This window comes from Variovorax sp. OK212 (assembly GCF_900112425.1).
Taxonomy (GTDB): Bacteria; Pseudomonadota; Gammaproteobacteria; order Burkholderiales; family Burkholderiaceae_C; genus Variovorax.
In genome coordinates this window covers 49,063-68,565 of record NZ_FOLP01000025.1, presented here as the reverse complement: position 1 = coordinate 68,565, position 19,503 = coordinate 49,063, and the positions used below count along the sequence as shown (strand labels likewise).

At 71.1% G+C, this 19,503-nt stretch carries 19 protein-coding genes; 3 read left to right on the top strand and 16 right to left on the bottom strand.

The window, feature by feature from the left end; all coding sequences use genetic code 11:
- Positions 1-102: 102 nt before the first annotated feature.
- The 12 genes from BM004_RS35820 to BM004_RS35770 form a co-directional block, all read right to left on the bottom strand.
- Positions 103-1,278: an MFS transporter gene (locus BM004_RS35820; RefSeq protein WP_256220205.1), complete on the bottom strand. Its 1,176-nt coding sequence runs from the start codon at positions 1,276-1,278 to the stop codon at positions 103-105.
- 17 nt (positions 1,279-1,295) lie between these two features.
- The gene (gene aroC, locus BM004_RS35815; protein WP_093131790.1) at positions 1,296-2,414 is read right to left on the bottom strand and encodes a chorismate synthase; all 1,119 of its coding nucleotides are present in this window, start codon (positions 2,412-2,414) and stop codon (positions 1,296-1,298) included.
- A gap of 32 nt (positions 2,415-2,446) precedes the next feature.
- Entirely contained in the window at positions 2,447-2,644 is a 198-nt protein-coding gene (locus BM004_RS35810) for a hypothetical protein (RefSeq protein ID WP_093131788.1), read from the bottom strand.
- Positions 2,645-2,692: 48 nt separating this feature from the next.
- Positions 2,693-4,279, bottom strand: coding sequence for an MFS transporter (locus BM004_RS35805; RefSeq protein WP_093220857.1), 1,587 nt, complete (start codon positions 4,277-4,279; stop codon positions 2,693-2,695).
- A gap of 73 nt (positions 4,280-4,352) precedes the next feature.
- Complete coding sequence (locus BM004_RS35800; protein ID WP_093220854.1) at positions 4,353-4,817, bottom strand: SRPBCC family protein; 465 nt, start codon at positions 4,815-4,817, stop codon at positions 4,353-4,355.
- Positions 4,703-5,251, bottom strand: coding sequence for an ArsR/SmtB family transcription factor (locus tag BM004_RS35795; protein ID WP_256220204.1), 549 nt, complete (start codon positions 5,249-5,251; stop codon positions 4,703-4,705). The genes BM004_RS35800 and BM004_RS35795 overlap by 115 nt, the downstream gene beginning before the upstream one ends.
- Before the next feature lie 50 nt (positions 5,252-5,301).
- A complete protein-coding gene (locus tag BM004_RS35790) occupies positions 5,302-5,838 on the bottom strand; it encodes a GrpB family protein (protein WP_093220851.1) in 537 nt (178 codons plus the stop codon).
- Between the two features lie 86 nt (positions 5,839-5,924).
- A complete protein-coding gene (locus BM004_RS35785; RefSeq protein WP_371271191.1) occupies positions 5,925-6,179 on the bottom strand; it encodes a cupin domain-containing protein in 255 nt (84 codons plus the stop codon).
- Positions 6,180-6,194: 15 nt separating this feature from the next.
- Entirely contained in the window at positions 6,195-6,317 is a 123-nt protein-coding gene (locus BM004_RS42545) for a hypothetical protein (RefSeq protein ID WP_371271192.1), read from the bottom strand.
- Positions 6,318-6,532: 215 nt separating this feature from the next.
- Positions 6,533-8,650 carry an acetate--CoA ligase family protein gene (locus BM004_RS35780; protein ID WP_093220889.1) on the bottom strand — a complete coding sequence of 706 codons (2,118 nt, stop codon included), beginning with the start codon at positions 8,648-8,650 and terminating at the stop codon, positions 6,533-6,535.
- 5 nt (positions 8,651-8,655) lie between these two features.
- The gene (locus BM004_RS35775; RefSeq protein WP_093131777.1) at positions 8,656-9,456 is read right to left on the bottom strand and encodes an enoyl-CoA hydratase/isomerase family protein; all 801 of its coding nucleotides are present in this window, start codon (positions 9,454-9,456) and stop codon (positions 8,656-8,658) included.
- A 48-nt stretch (positions 9,457-9,504) separates the two neighbouring features.
- Positions 9,505-10,515 (bottom strand): tripartite tricarboxylate transporter substrate binding protein, encoded by a 1,011-nt coding sequence (locus BM004_RS35770; protein WP_371271193.1) that lies wholly within the window; start codon positions 10,513-10,515, stop codon positions 9,505-9,507.
- Positions 10,516-10,655: 140 nt separating this feature from the next.
- Between BM004_RS35770 and BM004_RS35765 the strand changes: the two genes are divergently transcribed.
- From BM004_RS35765 to BM004_RS35755, 3 genes are all read left to right on the top strand, one after another.
- Positions 10,656-11,492 carry an IclR family transcriptional regulator gene (locus BM004_RS35765; RefSeq protein ID WP_093220848.1) on the top strand — a complete coding sequence of 279 codons (837 nt, stop codon included), beginning with the start codon at positions 10,656-10,658 and terminating at the stop codon, positions 11,490-11,492.
- 66 nt (positions 11,493-11,558) lie between these two features.
- Positions 11,559-12,512, top strand: a complete 954-nt coding sequence (gene pip / locus BM004_RS35760) for a prolyl aminopeptidase (protein WP_093220846.1) — start codon at positions 11,559-11,561, stop codon at positions 12,510-12,512.
- Between the two features lie 117 nt (positions 12,513-12,629).
- A complete protein-coding gene (locus BM004_RS35755) occupies positions 12,630-13,052 on the top strand; it encodes a cupin domain-containing protein (protein ID WP_093131771.1) in 423 nt (140 codons plus the stop codon).
- A gap of 5 nt (positions 13,053-13,057) precedes the next feature.
- Here the strand turns inward: BM004_RS35755 and BM004_RS35750 are convergent, their stop codons facing one another.
- From BM004_RS35750 to BM004_RS35735, 4 genes are read right to left on the bottom strand one after another with little or no spacing between them, the layout of a single operon-like run.
- Complete coding sequence (locus BM004_RS35750) at positions 13,058-16,021, bottom strand: bpX6 domain-containing protein (protein WP_093334583.1); 2,964 nt, start codon at positions 16,019-16,021, stop codon at positions 13,058-13,060.
- Positions 16,005-17,900, bottom strand: a complete 1,896-nt coding sequence (locus tag BM004_RS41680; RefSeq protein ID WP_177206720.1) for a hypothetical protein — start codon at positions 17,898-17,900, stop codon at positions 16,005-16,007. The genes BM004_RS35750 and BM004_RS41680 overlap by 17 nt, the downstream gene beginning before the upstream one ends.
- Positions 17,897-18,343, bottom strand: coding sequence for a bpX5 domain-containing protein (locus tag BM004_RS41675; protein WP_093220838.1), 447 nt, complete (start codon positions 18,341-18,343; stop codon positions 17,897-17,899). The genes BM004_RS41680 and BM004_RS41675 overlap by 4 nt, the downstream gene beginning before the upstream one ends.
- Entirely contained in the window at positions 18,340-19,464 is a 1,125-nt protein-coding gene (locus tag BM004_RS35735) for an AAA family ATPase (protein ID WP_093220835.1), read from the bottom strand. The genes BM004_RS41675 and BM004_RS35735 overlap by 4 nt, the downstream gene beginning before the upstream one ends.
- Between the last annotated feature and the right edge of the window lie 39 nt (positions 19,465-19,503).

Here is a 19,503-nt window from a genome sequence, read left to right as displayed (position 1 = left end):
CACTTCGCTCGCGCAGCTTCGCCTGCGCTGCTTCACCCTCGCTGCTTCACCCTCGCTGCTTTGCCCGCGCTGCCTTGCCGGCGCTGCTCGGCAGCCCCGCCATCAGGCGGCGGCCATGCGCTCGACGCGTTCCAGCTTCACCACGCGCCACGCGCACAGGCTGCCCGCCACCGCGAGCAACGCCGCCGCGGCGAACATCGTGCGGTAGCCGAAGGCCTGCGCCACCGCGCCGCCGAGCAGCACGCCGAGCACGCCGCCGAAGCCGTAGCCGATCACCGTGAACAGTGCCTGCCCACGGCCGCGCATGTGCCCCGGGAAGCGGCGCGACACCACCGCGATGCAGGTGGTGTGGTGCGCCGCGAAGCTCAGCGCGTGCAGCCATTGCGCGACGATGAGCGCCGCGATCCAGCCGCCGAGCCCCGCGGTGAGCCCGAGCCGTGCCACGCCGGCGATGCCGCACACCAGCATCCAGCGCGGCATCGGCATCAGGCCGATGAGCCGGCCCTGCAGGAAGAACCACACGATCTCGGCCACCACCGACAGCGCCCACAAGAGGCCGATGGTGCTCTTGGTGTAGCCCATCGAGTCGAGGTACAGCGAGAAGAAGGCGTACACCGAGAAGTGCGACATCACCTGGAAGAACAACGCCGCGAAGAACCAGCACACCACCGGGTTGCGCAGCACCGGGCCGATGGGCTCCTTCACCGTGCCGTGGGCGGCGGGCGGCTCGCGCACGTCGGGCAGCTTCATGGTGGCGACCAGCACGATGGCCAGCGTGCCCGCGGCCCAGGCCGGAAAGTGCTTCATGCCGAAGCGTTCGAACCACTCGCCCGCCACGAACACCGTGAGCAGGAAGCCGGCCGAGCCGCACAGGCGAATGCGCCCGTAGCGGCCCCAGTCGCCGGCCACCAGCTGCGCCATGGCCGCCTCGGTGAGCGACATCATCGAGCTGGTGTGGGTGAACATCACGAGCAGCACCAGCGCGAGCCACCATGCGCCGCCGTGCCACCACAGTCCGAAGGAGCTCGCCAGTGCCACCGCCGCGCTGAAGCGCAGCAGCTTCACGCGCTGGCCGGTGTGGTCGCTGAGCGCCCCCCAGGCATAGGGCGCGAACACCCGCGTGATCGATTGCACCGAGGCCAGCAGGCTGATCGTGAAGATCGGCAGCCCCAGGTCCTTGAGCCACAGCGGCAGGTAGGGGTTGAAGAACCCGATGTGCGCGAAATAGCTGGCCGACAGGCCAGCGAACGCCAGCAGGTGGCCACGCCCGGCGGCCACTGGCGCCGGCGATGACACTACAGGAAGGACGCCTGGGGCGACGTGGCTTCGGTGCGCTCGGCGCCGCCGGCGGGCTGCGCGTCGCCGCACTGCGCGCGGTTGCGCATCACGTGTTCCATGACCACCAGCGCCAGCATCGCCTCGGCGATGGGCGTCGCGCGAATGCCCACGCAAGGGTCGTGGCGGCCCTTGGTGACCACCTCGACGGGGTTGTTGTGGATGTCGATGGACTGGCGCGGGCTGATGATCGAACTGGTCGGCTTGATCGCGATGCTCACCTCGAGGTCCTGGCCCGAGCTGATGCCGCCCAGGATGCCACCGGCGTTGTTGGTGGCGAAGCCGGTGGGCGTGATCGAGTCGCCGTGCGTGGTGCCGCGCTGGGTGACGCTGTCGAAGCCCGCGCCGATTTCCACCGCCTTCACCGCGTTGATGCCCATCATGGCGTAGGCGATCTCGGCGTCGAGCTTGTCGAACAGCGGCTCGCCCAGGCCGATGGGCACCTGGGTGGCGGTGACGCGGATGCGCGCGCCGCACGAATCACCGGCCTTGCGCAGGCGGTCCATGTAGTCCTCCAGCGCGCTCACGTCGGCGATGGGGGCGAAGAAGGGGTTGTTCGCAACGTGGTCCCAGCTCTCGAACGGAATGGCGATTTCGCCGATCTGCGTCATGCAGCCGCGAAACACCATGCCGTACTTTTCGGCCAGCCATTTCTTGGCGACCGCGCCGGCCGCGACCATGGGGGCGGTCAGCCGCGCCGAAGAGCGCCCGCCGCCGCGCGGGTCGCGGATGCCGTACTTCTTCCAGTAGGTGAAATCGGCATGGCCGGGGCGGAACTGCTGGGCGATCTGCCCGTAGTCCTTGCTGCGCTGGTCGGTGTTCTGGATCAGCAGCGCGATGGGGGTGCCGGTGGTCTTGCCTTCGAAGACGCCGGAAAGGATCTGCACCGCGTCGGGCTCGTTGCGCTGGGTGACGTGGCGGCTGGTGCCGGGGCGGCGACGGTCCAGGTCGCCCTGGATGTCGGCCTCGCTCAGGGACATGCCCGGGGGGCAGCCGTCGATGACGCAGCCGATGGCCGGGCCATGCGACTCGCCGAAATTGGTGACCGCGAAGAGTGTTCCGAAGGTGTTGCCGCTCATGGCTGGGATTATCCCTACAAAGCGGCGGCCCCTCAGCCGGTCGTACTTTCGGACGTGTTTTCCAGGCGCTTGGTCAAGGCGCCCACCTGCAGCTCGATGGAGAACAGCCGCTCGTTCAGCACCGCCGTCTGCAACCGGATCGCCTCGATGATGGCCTTGGTCTGCGGGTCGGGGGCGTTCTCGCAGAGTTCGGCCAGGTCGTGCAGCTTCTTGCGCAGTTCGTTGCTCATGGGAGGCTCCGTTGAAACGCGTCGTGGAAGCCCCAGTATGGGGGCTCGTCAGCGCTCCGGCAATGCGGCGGCACCCGGGTTTGCAGCAGGTGCGGCCTGCGCCCCGGCGCCGCGCAGGCGCACCGCCACCAGCGCGCCCACGAACAGCAGCACCGCCGCGCAGATGCCCGAGGTGAGGCGCAGCCCGCTCAGCAAGGCCTCGCGCCCTGCTTCCACCAGTTCCGCGCCCGCGCTCCCCCCCACCTGGGCCGCCAACGCGACCGCGCCGCCCAGCGTGCTGCGCGCCGCGTCCACCTCGGCCGCGCCCGCGAGGCCGGCCGGCACCGCGTCGGCCATGGCGGTGCGGTAGATGGCCGCGCCGATGCTCCCGAGGATCGCGATGCCCAGCGCGCCACCGAATTCCGAACTGGTTTCCGAGATGGCCGAGGCCACGCCGGCGCGCTCCGGCGGGGCGCTGCCCACCACGAGGTCGGTGGCCAATGTGAACACCGGCGCCAGGCCGAGCGATGAAACCACCGCGCTCATCACCATCCAGGCCAGGCCGCCTTGCGCGTGCGGCCCGGGCAGCAGCACCAGCATGCCGAAACCCAGCGCAGCCACCGCCAGCCCGCCGCCCATCACGAAGGCCGGCCGCATGCGCCGCGCCAGCGCCGGCACCATCAGCGAGCCGACGATGAAGCCGCCCGCGCTCGGCATGCTCCACAGGCCCGCATGCAGCGGCGACAGGCCCAGCACCAGCTGCAGGTACTGCGCGTTGTACAGAAAGATGCCGAACATCACGAAGCAGGCCAGCATGTACGCGCCGAGCGACACGGTGAAAGCCGGCAGGCCGAACAGGCCCAGGTCGATCATCGGGTTGGCGAGCCGCTTCTGCCGGCGCACGAACAACGCGCCGAGCACCAGCCCCAGCACCATCGACAGCAGCGCCACGGGATGCAGCCCGTGCTCGGCGATCTGCTTCACGCCGTAGATCACCGGCAGCACCGCGCCCAGCGACAGCGCCACGCTGGCCAAGTCGAGCCGGGCCGCGTCGGGGTCGCGGTACTCGGGCAGCAGCATCGGCCCGAGCACCAGCAGCAGCACCATCACCGGCACGCCGATCAGGAACACCGAGCCCCAGGCAAAGTACTGCAGCAGCACGCCGCCCAGCACCGGGCCGATGACGGCGCCGGCCGAGTAGCTGGAGATCCACACGCCGATGGCCACGGTGCGCTGCGCCGGGTCGAGGAACATGTTGCGTATCAGCGAGAGCGTGGACGGCGCCAGCGTGGCGCCCGCCACCCCGAGCAGCGCGCGCGTGGCGATGAGCATGTTGGCGCTGGTGGAAAACGCCGCCAGCACCGAAGCCACGCCGAACGCCGCCGCGCCGATGAGCAGCAGGCGGCGCCGGCCGATGCGGTCGCCCAGCGTGCCCATGGTGACCAGCAGGCCGGCCACGAAGAATCCGTAGATGTCGACGATCCACAGCAGCTGCGAGGCGGTGGGCTTCAGGTCTTCGCTGATCGCCGGGATCGCCAGGTTCAGCACCGTGAGGTCCATCGAATAGAGCATGCACGGCAGCGCGATGACGGCCAGGCCGGTCCATTCGCGCACCGTGGCCCGGGCGGGTGCTTGCGTGTTCCGTGTGCGGCCCATCGTCCTCATTCGTTCTTGCTGTTGCTGGCGCAGCTATTGTCGTTGTCGCGCCTGCCGTTGCAGGCGATGGCGCTCAGGCCGTCAGCAGCAGCCAGCTTTCGAGCTTGACCAGCGCGCCCGTCCAGCCGCGGGAGTGGGCGTCGCGCGCGGCCTCGTCGAAGAACTGTTCGTGCAGCAGCACCAGTTCGCAGCCGCCCGCGTCAGGTGCAAGCCGCAAGGTCACGCGCGACTCGCGCTCCGGCGTGCTGTGCCAGGCCCAGCTGAAGACCAGCTTGCGGTTCGGCTCCACCTCCAGGTAGGTGCCGCTCACGTCGTGCGTTTCGCCGTCGGCCGCCAGCATGGCCACGCGAAAGCGCCCGCCCACGCGCAGGTCGACCTCGGCAATGGGGACGGAGACGATTTCCTCGGGGCCGAACCAGAGCTTCAGCGCTTGCGGGTCGGTCCACGCGCGCCAGACTTTTTCGGGGCTGACGCGGTAGTGCCTGCGGAGGGTGAGCGAGGGGCGCTCGGTGGTGCCTCCGGGGGAAGGTTTCGCCATTCGGTCTGCTCCTGCTGGTAGAGAAAGCGCGCCAGTGCATCGAGGCGCCCGGTCCAGAATTTCTCGTAACGCGACAACCACACGGCGGCCTCCTGCATGGGCCGGGGCGACAGCTCACAGCGCACGATGCGGCCCGCTTTCGTGCGAGAGATCAGGCCGGCGTCTTCCAGCACCCGCAGGTGCTTCATGAAACCGGTGAGCGACATGCCGTGCGGCTCCGCGAGCTCGGTCACGCTGAGGCTGCGCTCGCCCAGGGTCTCGAGCACGGTGCGCCGCGTGGAATCGGACAGCGCGGCGAAGATGGCGTCGAGGGTCGCGGTGTCGGGCTTGATACCGGGCTCGGTCTCAGGCTGGAGCGTGGGCTCGGTCTGGCTGGCTGGGGCGCTTGGGTGAACCATGCGGTTGAGTATCTGGAAGGCTTTCGCGCCCGTCAAGCTGGGTTTCCAGAAGCCCCGAGGGCCGGCATGCCAAGCCGGTGCCCGGGCTAAGGCGCATCGATCAACGCATGGATCTCGCGGATCACCGCTTCCTTCTCGCGGTTGTAGACCTCCGGGTTGACCGGGTCGATCGCGTGCGCGCGGTCCTTCGCCTGCTCGTACTTCCTGCGCAGGTCGGGCCGCCGCTCGAGGATGTCCATGAACGCCAGCGAGTCCTTGTGCACCGGATCGCCGCGATGGCAGATGTGCAGGTTGAGGTTGAACCGGCGCCCGCCGTGCCGCACGCTGGCGCAGACGTAGGGCTTCTCGTCCTTGTCGACCCACACGGGGCGCCGGTGAAAGCCGAGTGCTTCGAATTCCGCTTGCGCAGCGCGCAGGTCGTCACGCGGCGTGAGGGCCGCGATGTCCACCATCGGCTTGCCCCGCAGGCCGACGATTGCCGTGCTGCCGATGTGAACGAGCTCGACGCCGCCAAGGCGCTGCTGAACGTGGCGCTGTACCCGCGCGAACACCTCGGCGTACGCGGGGTCGTAGGGCAGGATATTGCGGTGCTCCAGGCTCTCGTCGAACGGGCCGATGTTCATGGCGCCTCCTCGGGTTGCTGCTGGCGACTCTAGCCGCCGGCAGCGCAACCCGGGCGCAGCCGCCACGCAATGGCTTCAGCAGCCGCTCACTTCGTCAACACGACGAGCTGCTTGCCTTTTTCGACGATGTAGGTCGCGAGCTCCGACGCCTTGCCGCTGCCCACGTTCTTCGCCGAGTGTGGCGTTCCCGCCGGAATGAACAGCGCCTCGCCCGCCTTGAGCGTGACCGGCGGCTTGCCCGCGAACTGGTATTCGAGCGTGCCTTCCAGCACGTAGGCGATTTCTTCGCCGGGGTGCGTGTGCTGGCCGAAGCCGGCGCCCGGACCGAAGTCGACCCGCACCTGGAGGGCTTCGCGTCAGGGCGCGCCGATGTCGTGCCGTGCCACCTCGGTGCGGCCGATGTCCGGTTGCTGCGCCTGGGCCAGGCCGCCCGCGGCGACCAGCAGGGCCATTGCGAAGCGTCGGGTCGTCGTTTTCATTCAAGCATCCTTTTGGGTTTCAACATGCGGGTGGGCCGGATGCGCGCGGTCGGCCCGTCCGGTGCCATCGATTGAATGCGCCGCACGTATCCACGGTGTGTCGAACCGGCGCCGTCTTGTACGTGCGTGTGTCGGGCCCGATGCCTGATACGCGAACGTACAAAGTGGCGCGTGCTCCCTCAGCCGATGCTCTGCGAGATGCCTGAATGCTTCGGTCAGCTCAACACCGCGACCCCGTCCGCCGCGCGCACGCCCTGCCCCTTCGGCAGCACGAACAGCGGGTTGATCTCCGCCGTCTCCAGCCGCGCGCCGAGCTGCCCGGCCATGCGCGCAAAACCGACCATCGCGTCGACCAGCGCATCGACATCGGCCGCGGGCTGGCCGCGGTAGCCGTCGAGCAGCGGCCAGGTCTTGAGTTCGCGCAGCATGGCAGCGGCTTCGCCGCGCGACAGCGCGCCGCCCGGCGGCACCATGCGCAGCACGGTGTCGCCGACGAGTTCGGCCGTCACGCCGCCCATGCCCACCAGCAGCGCGGTGCCGAGCGCGTCGCGGTGCAGGCCCAGGATCATCTCGGTGCCGCCCGCGACCATCTCCTGCACCAGGTAGCCCTCGGGCGCGTGGCCGGTGGCGGCCGCCACGTCGTCGTGCATGCGCGCCACGCGCTGCGCCACCTGCACCGCGGGCACGGCCACGGCCACGCCGCCAACCTCGGTCTTGTGCGTGACGGTGCGCGAAAGAATCTTCAGCACCACCTTCTCGCCCAGCGTGCGCGCGGCCTGCGCGGCCTCCTGCGCATCGGCCGCCTTCAGCTCGCGCACGCCCCGCACGCCGAAGCGCGCGAACAGCGACTTGGCCTCGGCCTCGTCGAGCGAGCCCGCGGGCAGGTCGTCGATCCGCACGAGCGGCCCCGCATCGGCGGTCGCGTGTTGCACGGCCGCGCTCCGTGCGAGCAGCCCCTGCAGCGCCACGGTGCAGCTCTCGGGCGCGCTGAAGGCCGGCACGCCGCGCCGGTTGAGCAGCGAGGCCACGGCCGGCGCATGCGGGCTCACATAGGCCAGCACCGGCTTGGCCGTGCCCGGCAGGCAGTCGCGAATGGCATCGGCCACCAGGTCGGGCATGGCCAGCGCGGACGAGCCGACGATGACCACCACCGCGTCGTAGCCCGGGCTGTCGAGCAGCGCCGTGAGCGCGCGGCGCAGCAGCTGGGGCTGCAGGCCGGCCAGCGTCACGTCGATCGGGTTGCGGTCGAGCACCGAGGGCCCGTCGGCCTGCAGCGCGCGCAGCGTCTCGGCCGTGGCCGCGTCGGGCGGCGGCGCTTCGAAACCGGCCACGCCCAGGCTGTCGGCCACCAGCGTGCCGGCGCCGCCGGTCGAGGTGAGGATCGCGACACGGCGGCCTTCCAGCCGGCGGCCGGTGGCCAGCGCGGCCGGCAGGTCGAGCAGGTCGGAGAAGTCGCGCGCGCGGATCGCACCCACTTCGCGGAACAGCGCGTCGTACATGCGGTCGGCGCCGGCCAGTGCGCCGGTGTGCGAGGCCGCGGCCCGCGCACCCGACTCGGAGCGCCCGATCTTGAACACCACCAGCGGCTTGCCCGCGCGCGCGGCCTTGGCCGCGGCGGCGCGGAACCTGGCGACGTCGCGCACGCCTTCCATGTAGAGCGCAATCACGCGCGTGGCCTCGTCGTCGGCCAGGTGATCGATGAAATCGGCCAGGTCGAGGTCGGCCTCGTTGCTGGTCGAGATCAACTTGGAAAACCCGATGCCGCGCGCCGCGCCGCGCGACAGCAGCGAGCCCAGGATGCCGCCGCTTTGCGACACCACCGCGATGCCGCCCGGCACGAGGTCGTCGGCCTCCAGCGCACCGCTGGCCGACAGCGTGATGCGGTCGGTGAGGTTCACCAGCCCGATGGTGTTGGGTCCGAGCAGGCGCATCGCGCCCGCGGCCTCCAGCAGCGCGCGCTGGCGCCGCTGGCCCTCGGCACCGGCCTCGGCGTAGCCGCTCGCCAGCACGATCGCCGCCGCCGTGCCGCGCGCGGCCAGCTCGCGCACCGCGCCCAGCGCGCGCTCGGCGCCCAGCAGCACGATGGCGACGTCGGGCGCCTCGGGCAGTGCGCCGATGCCGGGGTAGCAGCGCAGGCCGCCGATGGTGTCGGCCTTGGGGTTCACCGGGTAGATCGCGCCGGTGAAGCCGTGCTTCTGCAGGTAGGCCACGGGCCGGCCCGAGGTCTTGGCCATGTCGGCCGAGGCCCCGATCACGGCCACGCTGCGCGGACAGATCAGGCGGGAGATCGGGCGGGTGGCGCCGACCGCGTTGTCTTCGCTCGGGTTGCGCATGGCCGTCACTCCTTCGCCGCCGACTTCGACAGGAACGCCTCGACCGCCGCGCGGTGCTCGTTCGAGGTGTAGCAGATGGCCTGCGCCTGGCTGCCCATGCTGAAGACCTGCTCGGCCTGCAGCTCGAAGCTCTGGTTGAGGATGCCCTTGGCCAGCGCGATCGAGGTGCGCGAGCCCGCGCCCAGTTCGCGCGCCCATGCGACGGCGTCGCTCACCAGCGCGTCGGGCGTGCTCAGGCGGTCGGCCACGCCGAGTGCGATGGCCTCGTCCGCGCGCACGGTGCGGCCGGTGAAGATCAGCGCCTTGGCCTTGGCCAGGCCCACGCGGCGCGGCAGGAAGTACATGCCGCCGCCGTCGGGAATGAGCCCGCGCAGCACGTAGTTCCACGCGAAGCTGGCATGCGGCTGCGACGCAACGACGAAGTCGCAGGCCATCGCCAGGTCGGTGCCCAGGCCGGTCGACGCGCCGTTCACCGCCGCGATGGTCGGCTTGGGCAGGTCGCGCAGCGCCGTCAGCGCGTGGTGGGTGCGCTGCTGGCGCGCCCAGCCGTTGTAGGCCACGTCGCCCGCTGGCGCCTGCATGCGCTGCTGCATCGCGCGGATGTCGCCGCCCGCGCAGAAGGCCTTGCCCGCGCCGGTGAGCACCAGCGCGCGCACGCTGTCGTCGCGGTTCACGCGCTCCAGCGCGGCCATGAGCTCGCCGCGCATGTCGTCGTTGATGGCGTTGCGCACGTCGGGCCGGTCGAGGGTGAGGACGGCAACGCCGTCCTCGGTGCGCAGCTGGACGTAGGGGGTGGGGTTCGTCATGTCGGGAGTCCGGTGGAACAAGCAAGGGGAACAAGCAAGCGGAAGGGGTCAGTCGAGCGTGATGTGCGCCTCGCGCACCAGCTGGCCCCAGCGCACCTCTTCGGCGGCGACGTAGCGCGCCAGTTCTTCGGGCGGCGAGGCGATCACCACGATCCCTTCGTCGGCAATGCGCTTGCGGAAGGTCTCGGAGGCCGCGGACTTGCGGATCGCGGCGTTGAGCCGCGCCACCACGTCGGCGGGCGTGCCGGCCGGCGCGTACAGGCCGTACCAGCTCTCGGCCACGTAGCCGGGCACGCCGCTCTCGGCCACCGTGGGCACCGACGGCATCGCCGGCGAGCGCTGCGGCGAGGTCACGGCCAGCGCGCGCAGCTTGCCGCTCGCCACGTAGGGCGCCACGCTCGCGGCGGTGGTGAACATCAGGTCGATCTGGCCGCCGAGCAGGTCGGTGAGCGCGGGCGCCGAGCCGCGGTACGGCACGTGCGTCAGGTCGACCTTGGCCAGCCGCTTGAAGAGCTCGCCCGCCAGGTGCGCGGAGGTGCCGTTGCCGAACGAGCCGTAGCTGAGCTTGCCCGGGTTGGCCCTGGCGAACGCGAGCACGTCGGCCACCGACTTGAAGTCGCGGTCGCTGCGCACCACCAGCACGTTGGGCGAGCGGCCCACCAGGCTCAACGGCGCGAAGGCCTTGGCCTGGTCGTAGGGCAGCTTGGGCTGCAGGCTGGGGTTCACCGCATGCGCGAAGGTCGCCATCAGCAGCGTGTAGCCGTCGGGCGCGCTCTTGGCGACGTAGTCGCTGCCGATGATGGTGCCGGCGCCGGGCTTGTTCTCGACGATCACCGACTGGTGCAGCTCGGCGCCGATGCCCGCGCCGAGCACGCGTGCGATCACGTCGGTGCCGCCGCCGGCCGCGAACGGCACCACGAGGCGAATGGGCTGCTTCTTGGGGAACTCCTGCGCCATCGAGGCGCCCGCTGCCAGCGTGAGCGCCGCGCCGGCGAACGCCGCGGCGACGTTCATGAGGGCCCGCCGCGCACGCCCGTGGAATCGAATGGGGAACTTCATTGACTTGTCTCCTGTGGGGCGCGAAAGGAAGTCATCGCGCCATGGGAAAAGCATAGGTTTTCAGGGCCCGGCATACACTCCCCAAATTCCAACCAATGGAATCAAACAAAGGCCCTTCCAGCGGCCGCACGGAGACAGCCATGGCCCGGATGACGCCCTCGCTCGACGAGAAACCCGGCCTCTCGCCGGCCAACCGCTCGCTGGAACGCGGCGTGGAAATACTGCGCGCCTTTCGCCCCGGCTCCGAACTGCTGGGCAATGCCGAGCTGGCGGACCGCACCGGCCTTTCGCGCTCGACCGTGAGCCGGCTCACGCAGACGCTGGTGGGCGCCGGCATGCTGCAGGTGGACGCCGGGCAGCGCGCCTACCGGCTGGCGCCCGCGGTGCTGAGCCTGGCGCATGCGATGCGTTCGGGCTCCACCGTGCTGGCGCTGGCCGCGCCGAAGATGCGCGCGCTGGCCGAGGCCCGCCGCATCAACGTCGGGCTGGCCGCGCCCGACCGCGACGAGATGGTCTACCTGGAATCGATCCGCTACAACCGCCGCGTGTCACTGCGCAACGTGGTGTCGGGGCAGCGCGTGCCGATGGAACTCACCTCGCTCGGCCGCGCCTGGCTGGCGACCGCGGGCGAGGCGCGGCGCAAGGCGCTGTACGCGCTTTTCAAGCAGCGCCGCCGCGCGCAATGGCCCGCGCTGCGCGACGAGATCGAACTGGCCATGGCCAGCGTGGCCGAGCGGGGCTTCTGCGCGGCCTCGTGGCAGCCGGAGGTGGTGGCGCTCGCGGCGCCCATCCGCGCGCCGGGGGACGCCGCGCCCACCCGTTCGCCGGGCGGCGCCGCGCCCGGCGCGTCAGCCTATGTGCTCAACCTCAGCGTGTCGAGCACCGAGTCGCTCGACAGCGTGGTGCGCGAGCTGTCGCCCGCCCTGCTCGCGCTCGCGGCCGACGTGGAGCGCGCACTGGCACGCGGACCGGCCTGAGCCGCGCATCGCTTACCGTACGGCACGCACCGACGATATGCAGATCTACCGACGAAGGACCCGCCAATGACCGAACTGCGCCAGCTGTATCCCCCCATCGAACCCTACGAAACCGGCATGCTCGACGTGGGCGACGGCCACCGCATCCGCTACGAACGCGTGGGCACGCCCGGTGCCAGGCCAGCGGTGTTCTTGCACGGCGGGCCGGGCGGCGGCATCTCGCCCGAGCACCGCCGGCTGTTCGATCCGGCGCGCTACGACCTGATGCTGTTCGACCAGCGCGGCTGCGGGCAGTCGCTGCCGCACGCCGGGCTGGAGGCCAACACCACCTGGCACCTGGTGGCCGACATCGAGCGGCTTCGTGAACTGGCCGGCGTCGATCGCTGGCTGGTGTTCGGCGGCTCGTGGGGCTCCACGCTGGCCCTGGCCTATGCGCAGAAGCACCCCGAGCGCGTGAGCGAACTGGTGCTGCGCGGCATCTACACCGTGACGCGGGCCGAGTTGCGCTGGTACTACCAGTTCGGCGTGTCGGAGATGTTCCCCGACAAGTGGGAGAAGTTCCAGGCGCCCATTCCCGAGGCCGAGCGCGGCGACATGATCGCGGCCTACCGCAAGCGCCTGACCGGTGACGACCCGGTGGCGCGCATCGAGGCGGCGCGCGCCTGGAGCGTGTGGGAGGGCGAGACCATCACGCTGCTGCCGAGCCAGGCGCTGGCCGACACGCATGCCGACGATCACTTCGCGCTGGCCTTCGCGCGGCTGGAGAACCACTACTTCGTGCACGACGCCTGGCTCGAAGAGGGCCAGCTGCTGCGCGACGCGCACCGGCTGCACGACATTCCCGGCGTGATCGTGCACGGCCGCTACGACATGCCCTGCCCCGCGCGCCATGCCTGGGCGCTGCACCGGGCCTGGCCCGGGGCCGAGTTCCACCTGGTCGAAGGCGCGGGGCACGCCTACTCGGAGCCCGGCATCCTCGACCGGCTGGTGCGCGCGACCGACGGCTTCGCGGGGCGCTGAGCCGCAGGGCGCACGGAAAGTGCACGAGGGGCGCACGAGGGATGCACGAAGGGCGCGTGCGGCGGGAACGCTTTATGCGTGCCGCACCGCACCACCACCCCTGCGAAGGAGCGCCCCATGCTGGACCGTACGGCCACCCAGTTCTCCCATGTGAAACCCGGCGACACGGAATTCGTCTCGGGCGGGTTGCGCGACTTCTTTCTCTATCGCGACCTGGGCATTGCCGAGGCGACCAACGGCAAGGTCATCGCGCATCTGGTCAAGGCCAACATGGCACCGGAAACGGGCACCGGCTGGCACCGCCACGAGGCGGACTTCCAGATCGTGATCATGGTCAAGGGCTGGGCCCGCTTCATGTACGAGGACAAGGAGACGCTGGTGGAGGCCGGCGACGTGGTGCACCAGCGCCCCGGCATCCGGCACTTCCTGTTCGACTACTCGCCCGACATGGAGTACCTGGAGATCGTCTCGCCGGCGGACTTCAAGAGCATCGATGTCGAGCCGGTGTGCGAGATTCCGCCGGCTACGCCCTGGAAGTAGCGCCTTCAGCGCACGGCAAAGCCCGCTGTCACGCTGCGTTCCACGTCGAGGTGCAGCACGCGGCCTTCGCCGTCGTGCAGCAGCCAGCCGTTGCGCACGGGACGCGCCACCGGCGGCGCATCGCCGGGCCAGTCGACCGAAGCGGCAAGGCCGCCGCCGCGCAGCGACAGCCACCGCACGCGCCAGCCCACGGCCGCGGCTTGCGCGACGACGAGCCATTCCTGGTCGGCCCACAGCTGGAACGCGCCGCCATCGCGCGATGACAGCCAGGCATCGCCCTCCACGCCATGCACGACCTTCCACGTCATGTGCACGCCGCGCTCTTCCGGCGCCGCGCAGATCAGGCGGAACGGGCCGTGCTGCGGATGCAGCAGGTGCGTCGACCGCGGGATCGCGCTGACGTCGATCTGTTCACGGCTCAGCAAGCGCCTTTGCGGGCACTGGTAGCGCCAGAGGCACGGGCCCAGCACGTCGTCGTGCACGATGAACTGTTCCAGGTGCTGCGTGGCCGCGAACTCCTGCACCTCTCCCGGCAGGTCGTTCACCTGCCAGAGCACGTCCTGCAGCGAGCGCCCCGTATCGATCACCTGGACGCGGCGCCCACGCGCCACCGTCCACGCGATGCCGTCGAAGGCGGTGGCGAAATGATCGAACGCGCCCAGGCCCAGGTCGCTGACCTGCCGCTGCACGAGGTCGATGCGGCTCACGCGCCAGAGACCGTCGCGCTGCGCCAGTGCCAGCGCCACCTGCCCGCTGTGCGCCACCACCAGCCGGTAGGCCGGCACGGCGAAGCGGGCCAGCACGCGGCCGACGCTGTTGGTCATGAGCGCGCCGGCCTCGCCGATGGCGACGAGGTAGCGGTCTTCGTCGAGCAGTGCGGCATCGAGCACTGCGTGGGCGCCCGCCTCCGGTGCTTCGAACGCCAGTGCCGCGGACTGCTTCGCGAGCGGCCTGGCCTCGACGGCCGGCAACTCGGAGCCTGGAAGATCGGCCTGCAGCAACGTATCCGCGCTCGACCGCAGCAAGGCCTGCAATGCCTTCTTTTCCAGCCGGCCCACGCCTCGGGCCTGATCGGCCAGCAGCGCGGGCAGCAACACCGCGACCAGCCCGCGCGACGCATCGGTATGGCCCGTCACCGCGTTCAACGCGAACGCCAGTGCCGCGCGTTCGCCGTGCAGCGATGCGTCGTCGCGCAGCGCCTGCAGCCGCGCCATGCAAGCCTGCAGCGTGTCGGGCAGCAACAGCGCGCGCTGCACCAGCGCACGGGCCGCCAGTTGGCCGCCTGAAGTCTCCGCGGCCAGCAACCATGCGGCGGCCTGCTCGCGCAACGAGGCGGCCGGCCACACGGCGTCCACGGCCTTCAACCACTCGCCTTGCTGCGCCAGCGCCTGGCCCCACTCCTCGCGCAGGCGGTTCGCGGCGTCGGGCCAGCGCTCCTGCAGCTGCAGCACGGCGCTGGCAAAGGCGTTGTCGCGACGCGCCACGGCCAGCGCGCGGCGCCAGTCGCCGGCCAGGCACAGCAGGCGCACGATGGTGGCGGGCGGCCAGTCCCAGGACAGCGCAAGCTCGGCGGCCTGCGCATGGCGCTGGTGCTTCTCGAGGTAGTCCAGCGCTTCCTGGCGCGCCTGCAGCAGCTCGGCCAGCACGAACACGGCCTCGTCGATGCGGCCTTCGCGGTCGAGCTTCTCGAAGGTCTTGCGGTAGAGCTGGCGCAGGTGCGCCTCGAAGTCGTTGCCCAGGTTGATGCTCGGCCCCTGTGCCAGCGAACCGCTCAGCGACAGGTCGCCGCGCGGCCCCGGCGTGCCGAAGGCCTGCCCGAGCGACTGCACGTCGCCGCCCAGCGGAATCGCGTGGCGCAGCGCCTGCTCGAGATCGCCGTCGTCGAACATCTTGAGCATGCGGTTCAGATAGGCCGCCTGCTGGCGGCCCAGCAGCCTCGACAGGCGCGAGGTGATGGCAAGGCGCGCCACCCAGTCGCGCCAGCGCGAGCGGCCCGGCTGCGCGCTGCCGCGTTGCTTCAGCGGCGTTGCGGCCGGGCGCGCGGGTGCGGGCCTGGCCGCCGACGTGCCACTGCCAGGGCGGCGGGACGCCCTGCCCACATTCCCCGAGTTGAAGCGCCGCATTCCCCAGGCGATCAGGACCACGAGCGCGAAGACGATCAGCGAAAGCCACAACGCGGACGCGTCGACATGCGACACCGAGGCGGACCGGGTCGGCCACGCCGCACCCGCCACACCCGACGGGCCCGGCGCACCCAGGTGCTCGAACAGCATCCTGGCAAACAGCACGAACGCGCCGACACCCAGGACCCACCGCACGGTCGACGAAACGCCTGTGTTGCCGCGGCTGTCGCGCGCGCCCGAAGGCGTGCCGGGCCGCGTCTGCTGCTTCAGGGCGCCCTCGCGCTTCGCCCGCTCGCGCAAGGTCTCGAGGAACGCGGCCTGCTCGACGCTGGCGGGTGGCACGGCGTCACCGAGCACCTCGCGCAGCGTGCGCCCGTCTGTATCGAGCACCACGGGCTCAGGCAGCGTCTCGCGGCAATCGAAGGTGTCGAACAGGGGTGGGCCCGGGGCCAGCCACTGCGAAGGATCGAGCGGCGTGGCTTGCGCCAGGCGCAGGGCCAGCACTTCGCCGCCATTCACGAGCCAGATGTCGGCCGGCGGCAGCGCGGCGCGTTCGCCGCGGTCGAGTTCGGCGGAGCAAAGCGACTGTCCTTCACGCCGCAGGGGCCAGCCGGTGGCATGGTCGCAGTCGAGCGCCATCGGGTCCGCGAAGCGAAGCAGATCGCCCTCGGCAAACCGCAACGCCTGCGCGCCCGTGCGCCATGCATCGACGATGCGGCGGGCACGCGCGGCCTCGTCGAACCAGTCCGACGGAAACCAGAGCGCGGCCACCTGCTGCCGGCCCTTCAGCAAGGGGTGGCGAACCTGCGCGGCCGGCATCGCGGAGACCTCAGGCGGCGTCGGCATCGCTTGCTCCTTCGCCATGCAGCACCGCGCGCAAGGCCCGCTGGGGCACCGCGTAGACGATGATTTTCTTGTGCACGGTCAGCATGACCGCCAGGCCCGTGGAGGGGCTCACGCTGACCTTCTCGATGCGCTCGGGCGCCTTGTAGACGGTCTCGGTGCCGTCCTTCGAATGCAGGTCCAGCCCGTCGAGCGAAGGCGAGAGGCTCAGCAAGGCATGGCGAGAGTGCTTGAAGTCGTCGATGAGTGCCAGCGCACGCAAGGCGCGCACATCGAAGACGCGCCACTTCTGCGGAAACGCGCCGTGCCGTCCACCGGCGGATGCCGGGTCGGGCTCGTGGATTCGCCAGGTCTCGGCGGACCGCGCCGGTTCGGCCGTGGTGCGCACGGCGACACCGCCCACACCGCTCTTCCATTGCCAGCCGCTGGCAAAGAGCACCGCGGTTTCGTCAGGGCGCGCGCACAGCACCGTCTCGGACCTCTGCCCGCCCGCGGCCCCCAGGCGCCGCAGCACCAGCTGGTTGCCGTGCACGGCGGCGTAGACCAGGTGCGACTCCGACCATTGCGACATGCCGAGCACCTCGGCGTCGACCAGCGTCGGCGCGCCTTCTTCGGGCCTCGGCGCGACGCCGGGTTGCAGGTTCCACGCCACGAGCCGGCGGTCGCGGTCGAGCATGCAGACGCGCTGGCTGTTTCCATCGCGCAGCCATGCGGAAGGCAGCCACACCGCCAACCCGGGCGGCGCACGAAATTCCGCGGGCTCGGGTGCGGCGAAGCTGCCGAGCCCGGGCATCTGCCAGAAATGCATCGAGCGCTCGCCGCCGGCATGCATCGAGTGTGCGTTGCTCAACAGCGCGCCGGAGCGCTTGCCCAGGAACATGACCGACAGCGGCACCAGCGACTGACCCCAATGCTGGTACTTGGGCCTGGCGGCCTTGCGCTGCCCCTCGACCGGCACGGGAAACACGAGCAAACCCGCCTCGTCGAGCAACTGCACCGCCACGTGCTGGCCGGAGTGCGAAATGACCGGTGGCCGCTGCAGCGAGATGCGCCCGCGGTGCTGCCGGTGCACCGCCTGCGGCACACGCTCCATGAACTCGCCGCGCAGCAGCAGCGCGCCCGCCTTCGCCGAAGGCAGCGGCAGTTGCGCGCGACGCAGCCCGCCACGCTCGCCCAGCGACACCTCGAGCACGTCGCCCAGCACCGCGCGCTGCAGGCACACGCGGTGGCTGGTCCAGCGCTCGCCGGCGGGCTGCTCCGCCGGCGCCGCGCCGATCAGCCACGTTTCGCCCGGCGCACTCTCGAGACTGGACAGCACCTCCTGCCACCCGCTCACGTGCATGGGGCTCGCCACTTCGAAGTCCCGCGCCTTGAGCAGCGAACGCAGGTTCTTCGCCTCGTTTCCACCGTCCAGCCCGCCCGGCAGCTGCAGCACACCCCACTGGAACACGCCGCCGATCTGCGCGGCGCGGCGGGCCAGCAGGATCCACAGCGCGATCTGCCCGAGCCGGGGCGCGCCGAACTGCAGCGGCCCGGCGTCGAAGATCGCGACGATGCTTTTCTCGGCCTCGCGCGCCCGCGGGCGCGGCGCCAGGAACAGGTGCTCGCTGGCCGCGGCGCGGCGCAGGAACTCGTCGGGCAGCTCGTCGGCCAGCAGCCATTCGGTGGCAAGCAGGCGTTCGTAGGGGCCGCGGCGGCGCAGGTCGTCGAGCCCGTCGGGCTCGGGCACGCCGCCGCGCGTGTGGCCGCGGAAGCGGCCCAGCAGCGGCTGCATGCGCTGCACCAGCGCGCCGAGTTCGGCCGCCATGTCGGGCGCGAACCACGCAAGCCAGGGGCCCCATGGCTGCAGCGCGTCGGGGAGTTCGGTGGTGTTCGTTGTCATGCGCGGGCGGCGGTCCACTGCGTGCCGATGCGTGCGAGCAGCGCGGCCGACAGCGGCAGCAACCGGTCGAGCGGCAGCACGAATTCCGGGCGCGGCCACAGCAGCAGCGGCTGCCGGTTCGGGTGCTCGCGCTGCAGGCTGCGCGCGACCAGGTCCAGCGGCAGGTCGGGTGCCTCGACGGTGGGCAGCCACAGGCCGTGCGCCTCCGCGGCCGGCCCCGCATAGGCCACGCCGTCGACCCAGGGCAAGACATCGGCCTCGCCCGTCACCACGAGCAGGTCGGGGCCGGCGGTTGCGCTCAGGCCCGCATGCTGATCAGGGGCCAGTTGCAGCAAGCGCGCGTGCAATGCATGCGCCGCCGCGCCCCAGGCCACGGCCGCCTGCGCGGGCAGCGGCTCGGCGCAGGGCCGCCAGCGCCATTCGAGCGGAACCGCCACGCTCATGCGGCGGCAGCCAGGCGTTCGACGAGCTGGCCGCGCAAGGCAGTCAAGTTCTCCGGCAGCAGCTCGCTGCTGAAGTTGGCGTCGATCTCGCGCAGCACGCTCTCGGCCTGCGTGCGCCCCGATGCGGGTTCCGCCGCGAGGCAGGCGCGCGCCGTCTCTGCCAGCCGCACCGCGCGCGACAGCGGCTGCAGCGTGGCCTCTTCCACCGCGCTCAGCAAATGGGGATGCGTGGCGTTGGCGAAGGCGTCGCGCAGCACGTCGCGCGCGCTCTGCTGCGCCTCCTGCGTGGGCAGCACGTAGAGCAGGGGCCACAGGTCGGCTTCGGTGGTCTCGAGGCGGCCGGCCAGCACGGCGGCGGCGGCCAGCAGGCGCTGCGACTTCACGATGCGCCGGTCCGACAGCTGCACGCCGGCCTGGCGCAGCTTGCGGATGGCGTTGGCCAGCGCGGGCTGCACGCCGCCCAGGTCGACCTGCTTCAGCTGGCGGCACAGCACGTCGAGATCGGCCAGCGCGCCGCCCGGGGCGACGGCCGTGTGGTCCGACTGCCAACCGCCGCTGAGCATCGCTTCGAGCTGGTGATCGGGCACGGGCTCGATGAACACGTGCAGCAGGAAACGGTCGCCGAAGGCGGCCAGCCCTTCGTCGTCGGGCAACGCATTGGCCGCGCCCACACACACGCGCAGCGGGCAGTTCAGCTGCGTGTGGCCGCGGCGAAAGCGGCGCTCGTTGAGCACGCCCAGCAGCGTGTTCAGGATGGCGGTGGAACCGAGGAACACTTCGTCGAGAAAGGCCACGTCGGCCTCGGGCAGCATGCCGCTCACGTCGGTCTCGACGGTGCCGGCGCGCAGCTTGTTCAGGTCGACCGGGCCGAACAGTTCCGAAGGCTCGGTGAAGCGCCCCAGCAGGTATTCGAAGTAGCGCCCGCCCAGGCTCTGCGCCACGCGCCGCACCACCGCGCTCTTGGCGGTGCCGGGCGGGCCGACCACCAGCAGGTGCTCCTGCGCCACCGCCGACAGCACGATGAGTTCGGCCAGCTGCTCGCGGCCGACAAGGCCTGTGGTGGCGGCACGGATCGCCTGGCGCACGTGTTCTGCGGAAGTCTGGAGCGAAGAGAGAGTCATCGGAATGCGCGCAAGGCCGGTGTTGACAGGGCCGCCAGT

Bases quoted from the DNA above. Each gene is read 5' to 3' on its own strand.
- BM004_RS35810 (WP_093131788.1), bottom strand. From the start codon at position 2,644: ATGAGCAACGAACTGCGCAAGAAGCTGCACGACCTGGCCGAACTCTGC.
- BM004_RS35800 (WP_093220854.1), bottom strand. From the start codon at position 4,817: ATGGCGAAACCTTCCCCCGGAGGCACCACCGAGCGCCCCTCGCTCACC.
- BM004_RS35755 (WP_093131771.1), top strand. From the start codon at position 12,630: ATGCTGGACCGTACGGCCACCCAGTTCTCCCATGTGAAACCCGGCGAC.
- BM004_RS35790 (WP_093220851.1), bottom strand. From the start codon at position 5,838: ATGAACATCGGCCCGTTCGACGAGAGCCTGGAGCACCGCAATATCCTG.
- BM004_RS41675 (WP_093220838.1), bottom strand. From the start codon at position 18,343: ATGAGCGTGGCGGTTCCGCTCGAATGGCGCTGGCGGCCCTGCGCCGAG.
- BM004_RS35750 (WP_093334583.1), bottom strand. From the start codon at position 16,021: ATGCCGACGCCGCCTGAGGTCTCCGCGATGCCGGCCGCGCAGGTTCGC.
- BM004_RS35765 (WP_093220848.1), top strand. From the start codon at position 10,656: ATGGCCCGGATGACGCCCTCGCTCGACGAGAAACCCGGCCTCTCGCCG.
- BM004_RS35780 (WP_093220889.1), bottom strand. From the start codon at position 8,650: ATGCGCAACCCGAGCGAAGACAACGCGGTCGGCGCCACCCGCCCGATC.
- BM004_RS35770 (WP_371271193.1), bottom strand. From the start codon at position 10,515: ATGAAGTTCCCCATTCGATTCCACGGGCGTGCGCGGCGGGCCCTCATG.
- pip (WP_093220846.1), top strand. From the start codon at position 11,559: ATGACCGAACTGCGCCAGCTGTATCCCCCCATCGAACCCTACGAAACC.
- aroC (WP_093131790.1), bottom strand. From the start codon at position 2,414: ATGAGCGGCAACACCTTCGGAACACTCTTCGCGGTCACCAATTTCGGC.
- BM004_RS41680 (WP_177206720.1), bottom strand. From the start codon at position 17,900: ATGACAACGAACACCACCGAACTCCCCGACGCGCTGCAGCCATGGGGC.
- BM004_RS35805 (WP_093220857.1), bottom strand. From the start codon at position 4,279: ATGGGCCGCACACGGAACACGCAAGCACCCGCCCGGGCCACGGTGCGC.
- BM004_RS42545 (WP_371271192.1), bottom strand. From the start codon at position 6,317: ATGAAAACGACGACCCGACGCTTCGCAATGGCCCTGCTGGTCGCCGCG.
- BM004_RS35775 (WP_093131777.1), bottom strand. From the start codon at position 9,456: ATGACGAACCCCACCCCCTACGTCCAGCTGCGCACCGAGGACGGCGTT.
- BM004_RS35735 (WP_093220835.1), bottom strand. From the start codon at position 19,464: ATGACTCTCTCTTCGCTCCAGACTTCCGCAGAACACGTGCGCCAGGCG.